At 39.6% G+C, this 15,360-nt stretch carries 15 protein-coding genes; 12 read left to right on the forward strand and 3 right to left on the reverse strand.

Translation table 11 applies throughout. From position 1 onward, the window contains the following. Positions 1–60 precede the first annotated feature (60 nt). From aroA to tkt, 11 genes are all read left to right on the forward strand, one after another. Positions 61–1,344, forward strand: coding sequence for a 3-phosphoshikimate 1-carboxyvinyltransferase (gene aroA, locus RDY04_RS00570; RefSeq protein ID WP_303952690.1), 1,284 nt, complete (start codon positions 61–63; stop codon positions 1,342–1,344). Beyond that, positions 1,337–1,828, forward strand: coding sequence for a shikimate kinase (locus RDY04_RS00575; RefSeq protein ID WP_303952692.1), 492 nt, complete (start codon positions 1,337–1,339; stop codon positions 1,826–1,828). The genes aroA and RDY04_RS00575 overlap by 8 nt, the downstream gene beginning before the upstream one ends. Continuing rightward, positions 1,819–2,643, forward strand: a complete 825-nt coding sequence (pheA, locus tag RDY04_RS00580) for a prephenate dehydratase (RefSeq protein WP_303952695.1) — start codon at positions 1,819–1,821, stop codon at positions 2,641–2,643. The genes RDY04_RS00575 and pheA overlap by 10 nt, the downstream gene beginning before the upstream one ends. Positions 2,644–2,654: 11 nt before the next feature. Continuing rightward, entirely contained in the window at positions 2,655–4,085 is a 1,431-nt protein-coding gene (locus tag RDY04_RS00585; RefSeq protein ID WP_303952697.1) for an LCP family protein, read from the forward strand. 206 nt (positions 4,086–4,291) lie between these two features. Then, positions 4,292–5,764 (forward strand): PRD domain-containing protein, encoded by a 1,473-nt coding sequence (locus RDY04_RS00590; protein WP_303952699.1) that lies wholly within the window; start codon positions 4,292–4,294, stop codon positions 5,762–5,764. Next, entirely contained in the window at positions 5,754–6,179 is a 426-nt protein-coding gene (locus tag RDY04_RS00595; protein ID WP_014633384.1) for a PTS sugar transporter subunit IIA, read from the forward strand. The genes RDY04_RS00590 and RDY04_RS00595 overlap by 11 nt, the downstream gene beginning before the upstream one ends. 12 nt (positions 6,180–6,191) lie before the next feature. Continuing rightward, the gene (locus tag RDY04_RS00600; RefSeq protein WP_303952701.1) at positions 6,192–6,635 is read left to right on the forward strand and encodes a PTS sugar transporter subunit IIA; all 444 of its coding nucleotides are present in this window, start codon (positions 6,192–6,194) and stop codon (positions 6,633–6,635) included. A gap of 2 nt (positions 6,636–6,637) precedes the next feature. Beyond that, positions 6,638–6,937, forward strand: coding sequence for a PTS sugar transporter subunit IIB (locus RDY04_RS00605; RefSeq protein WP_303952703.1), 300 nt, complete (start codon positions 6,638–6,640; stop codon positions 6,935–6,937). A gap of 19 nt (positions 6,938–6,956) precedes the next feature. Then, the gene (locus RDY04_RS00610; RefSeq protein ID WP_154864697.1) at positions 6,957–8,315 is read left to right on the forward strand and encodes a PTS ascorbate transporter subunit IIC; all 1,359 of its coding nucleotides are present in this window, start codon (positions 6,957–6,959) and stop codon (positions 8,313–8,315) included. Between the two features lie 20 nt (positions 8,316–8,335). Then, complete coding sequence (gene fsa / locus RDY04_RS00615; RefSeq protein WP_303952706.1) at positions 8,336–8,980, forward strand: fructose-6-phosphate aldolase; 645 nt, start codon at positions 8,336–8,338, stop codon at positions 8,978–8,980. A 74-nt stretch (positions 8,981–9,054) separates the two neighbouring features. Continuing rightward, on the forward strand, positions 9,055–11,040 hold the full coding sequence (tkt, locus tag RDY04_RS00620; RefSeq protein ID WP_303952709.1) for a transketolase: 1,986 nt from the start codon (positions 9,055–9,057) through the stop codon (positions 11,038–11,040). Positions 11,041–11,114: 74 nt separating this feature from the next. Here tkt and RDY04_RS00625 read toward each other — a convergent pair whose 3' ends face one another. Genes RDY04_RS00625 through RDY04_RS00635 form a run of 3 tightly spaced genes read right to left on the reverse strand, consistent with a single transcriptional unit; the run spans position 11,115 to position 13,695 of the window. Next, positions 11,115–12,026 carry an ethanolamine utilization protein EutJ gene (locus RDY04_RS00625; protein ID WP_303952710.1) on the reverse strand — a complete coding sequence of 304 codons (912 nt, stop codon included), beginning with the start codon at positions 12,024–12,026 and terminating at the stop codon, positions 11,115–11,117. 16 nt (positions 12,027–12,042) lie between these two features. Continuing rightward, entirely contained in the window at positions 12,043–13,107 is a 1,065-nt protein-coding gene (locus RDY04_RS00630) for an acyl-CoA dehydrogenase family protein (RefSeq protein WP_303952713.1), read from the reverse strand. A 39-nt stretch (positions 13,108–13,146) separates the two neighbouring features. Next, positions 13,147–13,695: a carboxymuconolactone decarboxylase family protein gene (locus RDY04_RS00635; RefSeq protein WP_303952716.1), complete on the reverse strand. Its 549-nt coding sequence runs from the start codon at positions 13,693–13,695 to the stop codon at positions 13,147–13,149. Positions 13,696–13,907: 212 nt separating this feature from the next. Here RDY04_RS00635 and rlmD point away from each other — a divergent pair, with 212 nt between their 5' ends. After that, positions 13,908–15,269, forward strand: coding sequence for a 23S rRNA (uracil(1939)-C(5))-methyltransferase RlmD (gene rlmD / locus RDY04_RS00640; protein ID WP_303952719.1), 1,362 nt, complete (start codon positions 13,908–13,910; stop codon positions 15,267–15,269). The last annotated feature ends 91 nt before the right edge of the window (positions 15,270–15,360 follow it).

Consider the following 15,360-nt stretch of genomic DNA (forward strand, 5'->3'; position numbering starts at 1 on the left):
ATGGTTGGGCTTTCAATTATGGTATAATGAAAGTAACTATAAAATTTTCAGGAGTAACCTATGAAACTAGAAACCAAGGCCCAAGGTCTTCATGGCAGCTTGCGTATCCCTGGTGACAAGTCAATCAGTCACCGTTCGATTATGTTCGGAAGTCTTGCCAAAGGTGTGACAACAGTTCGTGATATTTTACGAGGTGAGGATGTCCTCTCAACCATGCAGGTCTTTCGTGATCTGGGTGTGACCATCGAGGATGATGGTGATGTGGTTCGCATTCACGGTGTTGGTTTTGATGGTCTCAAGGCTCCTCAAAACAAATTGGACATGGGTAACTCTGGGACATCGATTCGCTTGATTTCAGGTGTGCTTGCAGGTCAAGATTTCGATGTAGAGATGTTTGGAGATGATTCCCTTTCAAAACGTCCGATGGACCGTGTGACCATTCCATTGCGTCAGATGGGTGTAGAGGTTTCTGGTCAAACAGATCGTGATTTGCCACCATTGAAAATGCACGGCAGCAAGTCCCTTAAACCTATTCATTACCAATTGCCTGTGGCCTCTGCTCAGGTAAAATCTGCCCTTATTTTTGCAGCGCTTCAAGCTGATGGTGAATCTGTCATCATTGAAAAGGAAAAAACACGTAATCATACGGAAGATATGATTCAGCAGTTTGGTGGTCAGCTTCAAGTAGAAGGTAAGGAAATTCGTATTTCTGGTGGCCAAAGCTTTACTGCTCAAGAAGTCGTGGTTCCAGGTGACATTTCTTCAGCTGCCTTTTGGTTGGTAGCGGGACTCGTGGTGCCTAACTCTAAGATTGTCTTGGAAAATGTCGGAATCAATGAGACGCGTACGGGTATCATTGATGTGATCAAAGACATGGGTGGTAAGATTACCCTTTCAGATATTGACCAAGTTGCTAAATCTGCGACTATTACGGTTGAAACTTCAGAACTTAAAGGAACTGAAATTGGTGGAGATATCATTCCACGTTTGATTGATGAACTTCCTATTATTACACTCTTGGCGACACAAGCCCAAGGTAAGACAGTGATTCGTGATGCTGAAGAACTCAAGGTCAAAGAAACCGACCGTATTCAGGTGGTAGCAGATGCCTTGAATGCTATGGGGGCTGATATTGTACCAACTGAGGATGGTATGATTATCACAGGTAAGACCGCTCTTCATGGAGCAGAGGTCAATACCTTTGGTGACCACCGTATTGGTATGATGACAGCTATTGCTGCTCTCTTGGTTCAATATGGTGAGGTTGACTTGCAACGTTCAGAAGCTATCAATACAAGTTATCCAAGCTTCTTTAGTGACTTGGAAGGATTGCTCAATGGCTAAGGTTTTATTGGGCTTTATGGGAGTTGGTAAGAGTTCCGTCGCCCCATACCTGGATGGCTGTTTCGTTGATATGGATCAGGTCATCGAGGAGAAAATCGGCATGTCCATTGCTGATTTTTTTGCAAAAGAAGGTGAAGCAGCCTTTCGTCAGATTGAGTCTGAGACTTTGGAAGAACTTCTCCAAGAGGGAGATGATGTCATCATCTCTACTGGAGGTGGTGTCGTTGTGACGGAGCGCAATCGTCAGCTCTTGGCCAAGAATCGTAAGTATAATGTTTGGCTCCATGCTTCTTTCGATGTGGTCTATGATCGCATTCAAAAGGATACTAAAAATCAACGCCCACTCTTTCTCAATCATTCAAAAGAGGATTTTAAGGCTATTTATGATGGTCGAATGGCACTCTATCAAGATTTAGCAGATTTGGTTGTCACAGTTGATAACCGAACGCCAGAAGAAGTAGCAAGGTTTATCAAATGTATGTAGGTTATTTGGGCCCAAGTGGGTCATTTACGCATAATGCAGCCTTAAAGGCTTTTCCTGAGGCAGAATTGGTTTCATTAGGTACCATTACTGAGGTTATCAAGTCTTATGAAGAGGGACGTGTGGATTACGCGGTCATTCCGGTGGAAAATTCCATTGAGGGCTCTGTTCATGAGAGTTTAGACTATCTCTTCCATCAGGCCGATATTCGTGCTGTGGCAGAGATTGTTCAGCCCATCAAGCAGCAGTTGATGGCGACTAAACATCATGAGAAAATTGAGAAAATCTTCTCACACCCACAGGCCATTGCACAAGGGAAAAAGTATATTAAACAGCATTTTCCATATGCCAAGATTGAGACAACAGCAAGTACAGCCTTTGCGGCTCGTTTTGTCGCTGATAATCCAGATCAGCCTTATGCAGCAATTGCTCCACATGCAGCTGCTAAGGAATACGGTCTTCAAATATTGGCTAAGGATATCCAGGAGATTGAAAAGAATTATACCCGCTTTTGGGTGCTGGGGAACACCGTTCCTGAGATTCCGCTCAATCAGATTGATTGTAAATTAACGCTGGCCTTGACCCTGCCTGATAATATGCCAGGAGCACTTTACAAGGCCCTATCGACCTTTGCCTGGCGAGGCATTGACTTGACCAAGATTGAAAGCCGTCCGTTGAAAACGGTACTTGGCGAGTATTTCTTTATTATTGATTGTGATTATACAAAGGAAAAGTTGGCTCAGTTCGCTCTTGAAGAGCTAACTGCAGTTGGAATTGGATATAAAATCTTGGGTGCTTACCAAGTCTATGAAATTTAAAGGGAAATCTTATGACCAAATCTAACGATGAGCCGTTTACGTATCATGAACGGTTACGTTACAGCTATCTTTTAAAAAATCTTGCCCACCTTAATGGACGGCAGGCTTCGGAATTCAATTATCTACAAGGAAAGTTGGATGCTTATGAAGCGGAGCGTTCCTACGAGAGGTATCAAGGTCAAACTGCTGACTATCAAGAAGCATGGAGTCAGCCTTATGACAATCGTTCTGACTACTATCAAGATCGTGATTATGAGGCTGCCAATCAGCTAACTGAGGAAGGCCTGCCAATCTATCGGGAGGAAGTTGCTCAAAGTAAACCTAAACGTAAAAAGGTTCAAAGACAAGTGTCCCCTTCAACAGCGTCGGCTCCAAAGTCCAAGTCGCAAGTAGCCCAGAAGAAGCGGCCAAAGAAAAAGAGAAGGCTCAAGAAGGTTGTTAAACTGGTGCTCAGATGCTTGAGTCTTGGAATTGTGTTCCTAGTGATAGCCATGGCCTATCAATTTTACAAGGGAACAGACCTTTCTGCTGCGGGTAACAATGGTAAAGCCTATCAACCGGCCTTAGTCGAAACCTTTAACGGTAAAGACACTAAGGATGGGGTGAATATCCTTATTTTGGGTTCTGACCAACGAGTCAGCCAAGAATCTACCGACGCTAGAACAGACTCCATTATAGTTGTCAATGTGGGCAATAAGGAAGGCAAAATCAAGATGGTAAGCTTTATGCGAGACACCTTGGTTAATATTAAGGGCGCTTCAGAGACAGACTATTCTCAGGATCTGAAACTCAATACTGCCTTCAATATTGGTGAGCAAAACAATCATCAAGGGGCAGAGCTTATGCGACAGACGCTCAAACGAAATTTTGACATTGATATCAAGTACTATGCCATGGTTGACTTTGAGACCTTTGCGGCAGGTGTTGATACCCTGTTTCCAGATGGCGTGAAAATCAATACTAAATTCTCCACTGTTGATGGTAAAAAAGTGTCTTCGGTCCAAGTTCCAGATGATTTGAGGATGGACAAGGATGGGAATGTGCCGAATCAAACCATTAAAGTCGGTAAGCAACAGATGGATGGACGAACTCTTCTTAATTACGCTCGTTTCCGTAAGGACGATGAAGGGGATTATGGGCGTACCAAGCGGCAACAACAAGTGATGCAAGCTATTATGAAGCAAGTTAAAAATCCTATTAGTCTTTTTAAGGGTTCTGAGGCTTTAGGAAAAGTATATTCACTGACTTCAACCAATATGAGCATGACGGACATGTTGGATTTGGGTCTTTCAAATGCTGGTAGTTTTAAAAATGGTATCAATTCTCAAACCATTCCTTCAGATGGTGATTGGATTGACAGCTATGATTTATATGGAGGTCAAGGAATCGAAATTGATTTTGACAGTTACCAGGATAAATTAAAAGAACTAGGATTTAGATAAAAAGCCGTAGAGTTTCAATAGTGGATTCATTCCTATTGAAATTTTGGCTTTTTTTATTTACCAGATAGACAAAGAAAAATAATGAAGAGTGTTTAAATCAAGAACGCTTTTGAATAGGATTAAAAATGTCCAGTATTAACGGACATAAGAATAAGTTCACACTTAAAAGAAAACGATTACAATATTAAGTGTAAAGGGGTAACAATATGATTAAGCAGAACTCAAAAGTTGAAAAATTGATTTCTCTTTTAAAGAATTATTCAGGTTTTATTTCAGCAAAAGAAATTGCTGGAAATTTAAATCTATCAGAAAAAACGATTTATAGGCTTGTAAAAGAGGTTAATCAGAACTATTATCCTGATGTATTAATAATGAATAAGAAAGGAAGTGGCTATAAACTAAATCATACTTTACTTTTAGAAGAATCCTCAATAATTAGTCTTGATAAAGATGAGCGACAAAGACGATTACTCAAAATTTTAGAGAGGTTACTTCTTATTTCGCCTAGGTCTTTAAGTATTTATGATTTAAGTCAAGAACTTTTTGTGAGTGAGGCAGTCATTCTTAAAGATAAGTTGGAAATACAAAAGCAAATTAGTCCATATAATTTAAAAGTTTCAGTTCAATCTGGCTTTATGGCGATATTTGGTGCAGAGTTTGATATTCGACGAGCTATTGCGGAATTGGTACCAGCTTTCAGTATTATTGATATTGATAATTTACCAAATATTATTTCCTCCGAGGTGATTGATATTTCACTTGCACGTTTTGTTTTAAATGAGATAAAGAAGATTGAGGCTGAACTTGAAGCTGAACTTCCTTATCCGTATAACATCAATATTTTTTCTCATATATATATCATGATGGATCGTGTAAGGAAGGGGATGGCAAGAAATAATCAATCAATTGTAGCTTTTAGCGAGTTAACGGATAAAGATCTTGTGGATGTAAGTAGAAGAATTATTGAGGATATTCAGAATTATTTAAATATGTCAATTAATCAGATAGAAATCTCTTATTTATATCAGTATTTACATGCTTCTCGATTTCAACAAAAGAAAATAGAAAATGTCATTCAATTTTCTGAAAGGGTTGAATCTGTAACATTATTTTATTTGAAGGAAATGGGAATAGCTTCTGATAACCGTGTTATTGGTACTCCAATTTTTACGAATCTAGCTTCCCATATTAGTCCGATGTTAAGGAGATTTGACAGTAAGATTCGTATTAAGAATAATTTGTTAGAGGAAATTCAAATACGATATCCAGAAATTTATGAGAAAACACAAATGGTTTCTGAGAAGATGGCTAAGAAATTTGGATTTTCATTTGTTAGTGAAGATGAGATTGGATTTTTGACCTTATATTTTATTCGCTACCTTGAATTACATAAATCTAAAATCCAGGCTGTTATTATGTGTTCTTCTGGAATTGGGATATCGGAACTTCTGAAAATGAAAATCGAGAAAACATTTGATTCTATAAATGTATTGGAAGTTGTCTCGACCAAAACAGTTGATGAAGTGTTGGAGTCACGTAATGATATTCAATTATTAATCACTAGTGTTAATCTTCCTATTAAGACAGAAATTAAAACGGTTTTAGTAAGTGCATTGATGACGCCGGAAGATGTTAAGACTATTGAGCAAGCGATTCAGGAGATTCGTTATGAAGAATAAGTTGTTTAAGGTATATGCAAACAAAGAATTTCAAAATCAAACAGAAGTTTATGATTTTTTGGCAAAGAAAATCTCACTTGATAAAGCTGAACAAGAAGTTATTATTCAGAGGTTTGTGAACCGCGAACAGATTGGTAGTATTCAGATTTCTGAAAAGGTCATTATGCCACACTTTGTTGCTAGTGGTTATGGAAATCATATTTTTCTAATAAGACCTAAAATCCCTATCAGTAATTGGTCTACCCAGATTGGAGATGTATCAATTATTATTGTAATTATCTTTGAGGAAAATGTTAGTTCAGAGATAAAATCTAGACTTAATAATCTGATTAAGAATTTGATGAATCCCGAATTTATAACATTATTGGAAAAGGAATCTCAAAATAATTTGATTAATAAATTGAATGAGTTGTAGAAAGGAAATACTATGTTACAAGGATTATTATTAGAAGAAGATGTACAATTTGAAGATAAAGTTGAAAATTGGGAGGATGCTATTCGACTAGTTGCTTATCCTTTGCTTCGTAAAGGAAAAATTGAAGAGAGTTATATAACAGCCATGATTCAAAATGTCAAAGAGAATGGACCATTTATTCATATTGGTGATCATCTGGCTTTACCTCATTCGCGTCCTGAAGACGGAGTGAGAGAGAAAGGAATGTCATTATTAAAGCTGTCAGAGCCGATAAATTTGCTCGATGATCCGGAACACCCCATCTCAGTATTCATTTGCTTAGCTGCGAGTGATAATACGACACATCTAAATGCTCTAATGAGTTTAACAAAAATTTTATCTAAAAAAGAAAATTTGAAGGCGTTGCTTGAATCAACAACAGTTGACACAGTTAGTCAAGTGCTAAAAGGAGAATAATTATGAAGATTTATGCAGTATGTCAAAGTGGTTTAGGAACAAGCTTTATGGTTCAAATGAACATTGAATCAGCACTAGAAGAAGCAGGTTTAGACACATCACAATTTACAGTAGATCATACAGATTCAGGAAGTGTTAGTGGTGATATGGCAGATTATTTCTTTGCAGAAAAGACTTTGGTTCCAGCTTTAGTAAATTTACCTGAAGAAAAAATTGTAGCCCTTAATTCAATTATTGACGCAGAAGAAATTAAGGAAAATGTCAATCGTATCTTGGATGAAAATGGCATTTCAAGAAATTAAAAGATAAGGAGAATAGTTTATGAAAGGTTTACTAAATTTATTTGTATCTATTGCTACTCAACCTGCAATACTAGTTTCCCTAATTGCACTTATAGGATTGGTCTTACAGAAGAAGAAACTGACGGATATTATCTCTGGTACGATTAAAACAGTAGTTGGTTTCTTAGTATTGATTGGAGGGGCAGGTATTCTCTTAGATGCTCTAGCACCATTCTCAGAAATGTTTCAGACAGCCTTAAATACTCAAGGTGTTGTCCCTAGTAATGAAGCAGTTGTTGCTGTAGCACTAAAAGAGTATGGTAGTCAGACAGCACTTATTATGCTAGTAGGTATGATTGTTAATGTATTACTAGCTCGATTTACAAGATTTAAATATCTTTTCTTGACTGGTCAGGCAATGATGTATATTTCATGTATTACAGCAGTCATCTTGATTAGTGCTAAAGTAGAGTCAGATTTATTGGTCATTTTATTTGGTGGTATTTTTGTTGGGACACTTTTGACAGTAACACCAGCAATTACTCAACCTTTTATGAAAAAGATTACGGGCAATAATAAAGTTGCTATGGGTCACACAGGAAACATTGGTTACGCTTCAGCTGGTGTGATTGGTAAATGGTTTGGTAATTCTAAACATTCAACTGAGGATTTAAATATTCCTAAGTCATTCGGTTTTCTTCGAGATTCAACCGTATCAATTATGCTTGTTATGACTGTTGTTTATCTTGTGTTGTCTATCGCGACTGGATTCGACTATGTTGAAAAACATTTGAGTAACGGTACAAGTGCAATTGTATTCTCATTGATTCAAGCAGGAACTTTCACAGCTGGTTTCGTAGTAATCCTACAAGGTGTACGTATGGTATTGGCTGAAATTGTCCCTGCCTTCCAAGGTATTGCTCAAAAACTTGTGCCAAATTCGAAACCAGCTTTGGACGTACCAATTATTTTTTCATACGCTCCAAATGCAGTATTGATCGGCTTCTTTACAAGTTTTATAGTAGGTATTTTATCAATGTTTGGTATGATTGCCTTGAAAACTACAATTATCATTCCCGGAGTTGTGGGGCATTTCTTCTGTGGAGCCGCTGCAGGTATTTATGGAAATGCTACTGGGGGACGCAGGGGAGCAATTTTAGGATCAGCTTTTAATAGTTTATTGCTTAGCTGGTTACCTCTTGCGGTTCTTCCGTTGTTAGGTTCATTAAAAATGTCAGCATCAACATTTGCTGATACGGACTACCTAGTTCCAGGTATTGTTCTTGGTGCTGTAGGAAAAGGTGGTTCTGTTGTAACCATTGTCTTTATCTTACTTTTTGTTGCAACAGTCCTATTAGTCAGTCATGTTTTAAATAAAAAAGAAGTCAAAAAAGCTTAAGAAATTTAGAGAGGAATATAATGAAATTTTTTCTAGATACAGCAAATGTGGAAGCTATTAGAGAAATTAATAAACTGGGTGTTGTAGATGGTGTAACCACTAACCCAAGTATTATTTCACGTGAAGGACGAGATTTTGAAACTGTTATTAAGGAGATTTGTAGTATTGTTTCTGGACCAGTGAGTGCTGAAGTCACAGGTTTGACAACTGACGAGATGGTTTCAGAAGCTCGCAATATTGCGAAATGGGCTGATAATGTAATTGTAAAAATCCCAATGACAGTAGAAGGATTGAAAGCAGTTAATATTTTATCTAAAGAAGGTATAAAAACAAATGTGACACTAATTTTCTCAGTATCTCAAGGACTTATGGCTATGAAAGCCGGAGCTACCTTTATTAGTCCATTTATTGGCAGATTGGAAGAAATTGGAACAGATGCTTATCAATTGATTGACGATTTGAGAAAAATTATTGATGACTATAGTTTTGAAACCGAAATTATCGCTGCAAGCATTCGAAGTTTATCACATGTGGAAAATGTTGCTCGATTAGGTTCTCATATTGCTACGATTCCTGATGGCTTGTTTGAAAATATGACAAAACATCCACTGACGAACTCGGGCTTAGAAGCATTTATGAAAGATTGGGAAGCTTTTAAAAAATAATGCTAAGAGTTAGATTGTTACGTCAATCTAACTCTTAAATTAATATCAAATTCAAAAGAAGAAGGGATTAATTTATGACTTTTGATGCAATTGACCAAATGGCGGTCAGCACTATTCGTTCGCTTTCGATCGAGGCAATTCAAGCCGCGAATTCTGGGCACCCAGGTCTACCTATGGGTGCAGCGCCAATGGCTTATGTACTTTGGAACCATGTGATGAATGTTAATCCAAAGACAAGCCGTAACTGGACAAACCGTGACCGTTTTGTTCTTTCTGCTGGTCACGGTTCTGCCTTACTTTATAGTCTATTGCACCTTTCTGGCTATGATGTGACAATGGACGATTTGAAAAACTTCCGTCAATGGGGATCTAAGACCCCAGGTCACCCTGAAGTTAATCATACAGATGGTATTGAAGCAACAACAGGTCCTCTTGGTCAAGGGATTGCTAATGCTGTAGGTATGGCAATGGCTGAAGCACACTTGGCTGCTAAATTTAACAAACCTGGTTTTGATATTGTTGACCATTATACTTATGCTCTCCATGGCGATGGTTGTTTGATGGAAGGTGTTTCTCAAGAAGCTGCTAGCCTTGCTGGTCACCTTAAACTTGGTAAGTTGGTACTTCTTTATGATTCAAATGATATCTCACTTGATGGACCAACTTCAATGGCTTTCACAGAAGATGTTAAGGCTAAGTTTGAAGCTTATGGTTGGCAACACATTCTTGTCAAAGATGGTAATGACTTGGAAGCTATTGCTAAAGCTATCGAAGAAGCTAAGACTGAGGCAGACAAACCATCTATTATCGAAGTTAAAACAATCATTGGTTATGGAGCTGAAGGACAAGGAACATCAGCTGTCCACGGTGCTCCACTCGGTCAGGACGGTATTGACCACGCAAAAGGTGTTTACGGCTATGATGCTCCAGCCTTTACAGTTCCAGATGAAGTCGCTCGTCGTTTCGAAGTTGGTATTAAATTCCGTGGTGAAGCTGCTGAAAATGCTTGGCAAACTAAATTTGCTGAATATGAAGCTGCTTACCCAGAATTGGCTGCGGAATACAAGGCTGCCTTTGCGAATGAACCTGTACACGTTGACTTGAATGCTCATGAATTGGGTTCAGCAGTAGCTAGCCGTGTGTCAAGCCAACAAGCTATCCAACAGATTTCTGAACAAGTTACTTCATTCTGGGGAGGTTCGGCAGACCTTTCAGCTTCTAACAATACTATGGTTAAGGCTGAGTCTGATTTCCAAGCAGATAACTATGCTGGACGTAATATTTGGTTCGGTGTACGTGAGTTTGCTATGGCTGCAGCGATGAATGGTATTGCTCTTCATGGTGGTACTCGTGTTTATGGTGGTACTTTCTTTGTCTTCTCAAACTACTTTCTTCCAGCAGTACGTATGGCAGCACTTCAAAACTTACCAGTAACTTATGTTATGACGCACGACTCAGTAGCAGTTGGTGAAGATGGACCTACTCACGAACCAATCGAACAATTGGCAAGTGTGCGTTCAATGCCTAATCTTAACGTTATACGTCCTGCAGATGGTAATGAAACTAATGCTGCTTGGAAACGTGCCTTGGCTGAGACTGAACGTCCAACAATGCTAGTTTTGACACGTCAAAACTTGCCAGTCCTTGACGGTACAGCTGAAAATACTGAAGCTGGTGTCAATAAAGGGGCTTACATCATCTCAGAAGCTAAAGGTGATCTTGACGGTATCATCATTGCGACTGGTTCTGAAGTGAAATTGGCTCTTGATACTCAAGCGGCTCTCGAAGCTGAAGGCGTGCATGTCCGTGTTGTTTCAATGCCATCACAAAATCTCTTTGATGAACAAGATGCTGCATATAAAGAAGAAGTTCTTCCAGCAGTAGTGACAAAACGTATGGCTATCGAAGCTGGAACAAGCTTTGGTTGGGGCAAATACGTTGGTCTTGCAGGTAAAACACTTACTATCGATACTTGGGGGGCATCAGCACCTGGTGACCGTATCTTTATAGAATATGGTTTCACTGTTGAAAATGCAAGTCAACTTTACAAATCATTGTAGAGTAGTATAACAATTATAGGATTTAGATAAGCAAAAACAAGCAAGTTCAGCGTGAACCTGCTTGTTTTTTGGTGTTAAGAGCTTCTATAATACGCCTTGTATATAAGCTTCAGAAAATGATAGAGCAAATATATCATAATGGCAAGAACTGGTAAGAGCTCGGCTAAATAAATTAAATGGGTCATCGGATTCACTAGCCCAAGACTTGTGGTAGCTGCTTTAAAAGCATTGGTACTATTGACTAATGGGAAACTAAAGGCAGCAAAAAGTGGCATAAAGCCTTTTCTAACCAGTTTTACAAAGAGATTAAGAGCATAGAAAAAGAATGCTTGTGAGAATAAAAGTAGGGCAAGTAAAATAATAGTTGCAGGTCTTTGATTACTCTTGATTGAGCTGGTAATGAGAAGGGCCAGAGGTGCTGCTAAAATGGCAAGTATAGGCTGATATAGGTGAGGGATGGCTATCTGTTTCATTCTCCATAAAACAAGTGGAAAGAGGGCCAGGGTCGCTAATCCCGTTACTCCTAGAATAAGTTCCTTGATGCTAGTAGGAACACTAGCCGGTACTGTCACAAGACTGATAGCAGGGCCAACATAGACCACGAACCAGCTTGGAAAGACTTGGTTCAAAGATAGTGGGCGCATAAAACGCAGACTGAAAAAAATAATATAGGCAATATAAAGTCCAAGGAGTCCAACCCAAGCCATACTTAAGCCTGTTTGAGCTAGTGGAAGGCGGCTGGCAAAGAGAAAGGCAGCCATAAAGAAGCTAGCAAAGGCCGAAGCAACGACTGGGTTGCGCAAATCTTCCCTTACTTGTTCAAAGCCAAGAATCAAGCGTCCTAGTATAAGTATAAAACCGATACTGGCCAGAGACCAAATGCCCTGGGCAATCAGGGCATAGTGACTTATTTGATTGGATAAACTAAAGAGGGCAAGAACTAGACTAGATAGGGCCAAGGGAATTTTCTTAAAAAATACCTTCATTGGTTCACCGGCCTTTCTAGCTGGCTGCAAGAATGTGACGAAGCTGCACCGCACTCGGAGATACAATTGGAAGGAAGACGCCTTCATTCCAACGACGGATAAAGCTTGACTCTGATTCTTTCAAATAGCCGCGACCACCACTAGCCTGAAGTTCGAGGAGCAGGCTGTTAGCTACGACGTCGACAATATCGATACGCAATTGGAAAAGTTCACGTGGTTTTTCAATGAAATAATCGGCATCATTAAGACCCGCAAAGAGTTGGTCTTGGATAGCAAGAAGATTTTCACGTGTAGCTTCAAATTCTTCACGGAGAACGCTACGGTTACTGTTTAGATTAGCTTCAACCTCATTAAGAGAACGTTTGGCCAAACCAAAGGCAAGACCAAATTGGAAACCAAGGAAGTTCGGACGTGTTTTGGCAATATAGTCCGTACCTTCTTTTGAAAGGACCCAATTAGGATCTAACTTAACGTGATTGAAAGTAAGAGAGGCAGTGTTAGCACCTTGAAGGGAAACAAATTCCAAATCTTCAGAACGGCTAAGTCCCTCAGCTTCAGATGGAATAGTGATAATCCAAGGTTGGCTACCGTCTTTAAAGTCAGCAGCAAAGAGAGCAGCGAATTTATCAGAACGTAGGTTAGTCACCCAAGGCAAACGACCATTAAGATAGTAGTCATCACCTTCTTGACTGATGGTAACATTCAATTCTTCAATATCTGACAAGAATTTGACTGCATTTGACAAGCCAGTGCCACCAGCACGCTCACCGGTATACAATTCTTTCAACCATGTTTCACGAGGGTAAGCATTGTCACTCGCAAGGATATACTCGATGAAAGTACGGTGTCCCCAAGAAATAAAGGAAGCTGTCAAAGAGTGTTGTGCCAATTCATCAAGCACATCAACGACTTGAGTAGGACCACCATCTAGGCCATCAAACTCAGCAGGTACGCCGATTTTAAAGACGTTGTTTTCAGCAATTTTTTCAAGAAGTTGGTCCGCAATGGGTCCAGACTCTTGGTCAATATGGTCAGCGTTGGTATCCAACCAAGTAAGGAATTCTTTTGAAAAATGTGACATAGGCTTAGGTCCTCCTCTAGTTTATCGTTTGATTTTGAATTAAGCGAATTCTTGAAGTTCAGGGTTAATCGGTGTTTGTGCGAGATTGTTAGCGTAGTTACACAAGCTAGCAAGACTGACACCCAAGATAACGTCAAGAGCATTTTGAGCAGTGTAGCCAGCTTCCAAGAAGTCATTGTAGGCTTCGTCACCAACAGCACCTTTGGTATTAATCACGGCAATAGTGAATTTAGCAAGGATATCAAGTTTTGGATCGTCTTCGATTGGTGTACGGTTACGAAGGGCTTCCAAAAGTTGAGGTGTCATTTGGATTTGCTTGATTGAAAAGGCTGTGTGACCTGCCACACAGAAGGCACATCCGTTAGTAACAGCAGCTGTAATTTGAACAACCTCACGTTCAGTTGGTGTCAATGAATTGCGACGGTTGATTTCACCGACAGTACGGTAAGTTTCAAGCGCAGTTGGCGCATTAGCAAGGAGACCAATCAAGTTTGGAATGAATCCCCCATTGGCATCTTTGACTGTTTGAAGGACGTCTTTAACTTCTTCTGGTGCAGTTTCGATTGTATGAATGGTAATATCTGGCATGATTATTCTCCTTTAGATAGAAACGACATCTAGCAAGTTGCTAAGTCGTTTAATTTTTTGTCATGAAGCTATGATAGCACTGTATGACTTTTCTGAAAAATCTATATTATTTATGGCCAGCCATAAATTTGATTTATATATGCTATAATGGAGGATAGTAAAAGGCTTTTGAAGGTATGTTTAAGCCCCATAAAAGTAAAGAAAGTTGAATTATGTTAAATAAAAACGCTATTGTAGAAGTTGAAATTGTCGATTTGACACATGAAGGATCAGGTGTTGCCAAGGTAGATGGCTTTGTCTTTTTCGTGGATAATACCCTTCCAGGTGAAGTCATCAAGATGCGCGTGCTTAAGCTCAAGAAAAATATCGGCTTTGGTAAGGTTGAGGAGTTTGTGACCCTTTCACCAAACCGTAATCAGGACATTGATGCAACCTATCTCCGTTCAGGGATTGCTGATTTTGGGCATATGACTTACGAGGAGCAGCTCAAGTTCAAGCGTAAACAAGTTGTGGACAACCTCTATAAGACAGCAGGTATCTCAGACGTAGAGGTCGCTGAAACCTTGGGTATGGAGACACCTTACGCCTACCGCAATAAGGCGCAGGTGCCCGTTCGCCGTGTTAAAGGTCAGCTTGAAACTGGTTTCTATCGCAAGAATTCGCACGACTTGATTCCAATTGAAGATTTCCTCATCCAAGATAAGGAAATTGATAAACTCATTGTCTTTGTTCGTGACCTTCTCCGTCGCTATGATCTTAAACCTTATGATGAGAAGGAGCAGACAGGGTTGATTCGTCATTTGGTGGTTCGTCGAGGCCATTATTCAGGTCAGATGATGTTGGTCTTTGTAACGACCAGACCAAAAGTCTTCCGTATTGACCAAGTCATTGCTAAAATTACAGAAGCCTTCCCCAGTGTCGTTTCTATCATTCAAAACATTAACGATAAGAACACTAACGCCATCTTTGGAAAGGAGTTCCGCACCCTTTATGGTCAAGACACCATCACAGACAGTATGTTGGGCAATGACTATGAGATTTCTGCCCAGTCTTTCTATCAGGTTAACACTGAGATGGCTGAAAAACTCTATCAAACAGCCATTGACTTCTCAGACCTAAACAGCGACAGCATTGTTATTGATGCCTACTCAGGTATCGGGACAATCGGTTTGTCATTTGCCAAACAGGTCAAGGAAGTCCACGGCGTTGAAGTCATCGAAACAGCTGTCGAAGATGCTAAGAAAAATGCGGAACGCAACGGCATTACTAACGCCTACTATGTGGCTGACTCAGCCGAAAATGCTATGGCCAAGTGGAACAAGGATGGTATCAAACCAGACGTTATCATTGTGGACCCGCCACGCAAGGGCTTGACAGAAAGTTTCATCAAAGCCAGTGTTACCATGCAACCTGAAAAGATTACTTACGTCTCATGTAACCCAGCAACCATGGCGCGTGATATCAAACTCTATCAAGAGTTGGGATATAAATTGAAGAAAGTACAGCCGGTGGATCTTTTTCCGCAGACGCATCACGTGGAGTGCGTAGTGTTGCTACAACGAAGCAAAGGGTAAAAATCCTTTATTTTAAGCACTTTTTCAAGCATTTTGTCTTTATTGAAAAGAGTGATTTTGACATAAAAAAGGTGCAAAAAAAGTACATTGA

The organism is uncultured Streptococcus sp., from assembly GCF_902463925.1.
Taxonomy (GTDB): domain Bacteria; phylum Bacillota; class Bacilli; order Lactobacillales; family Streptococcaceae; genus Streptococcus.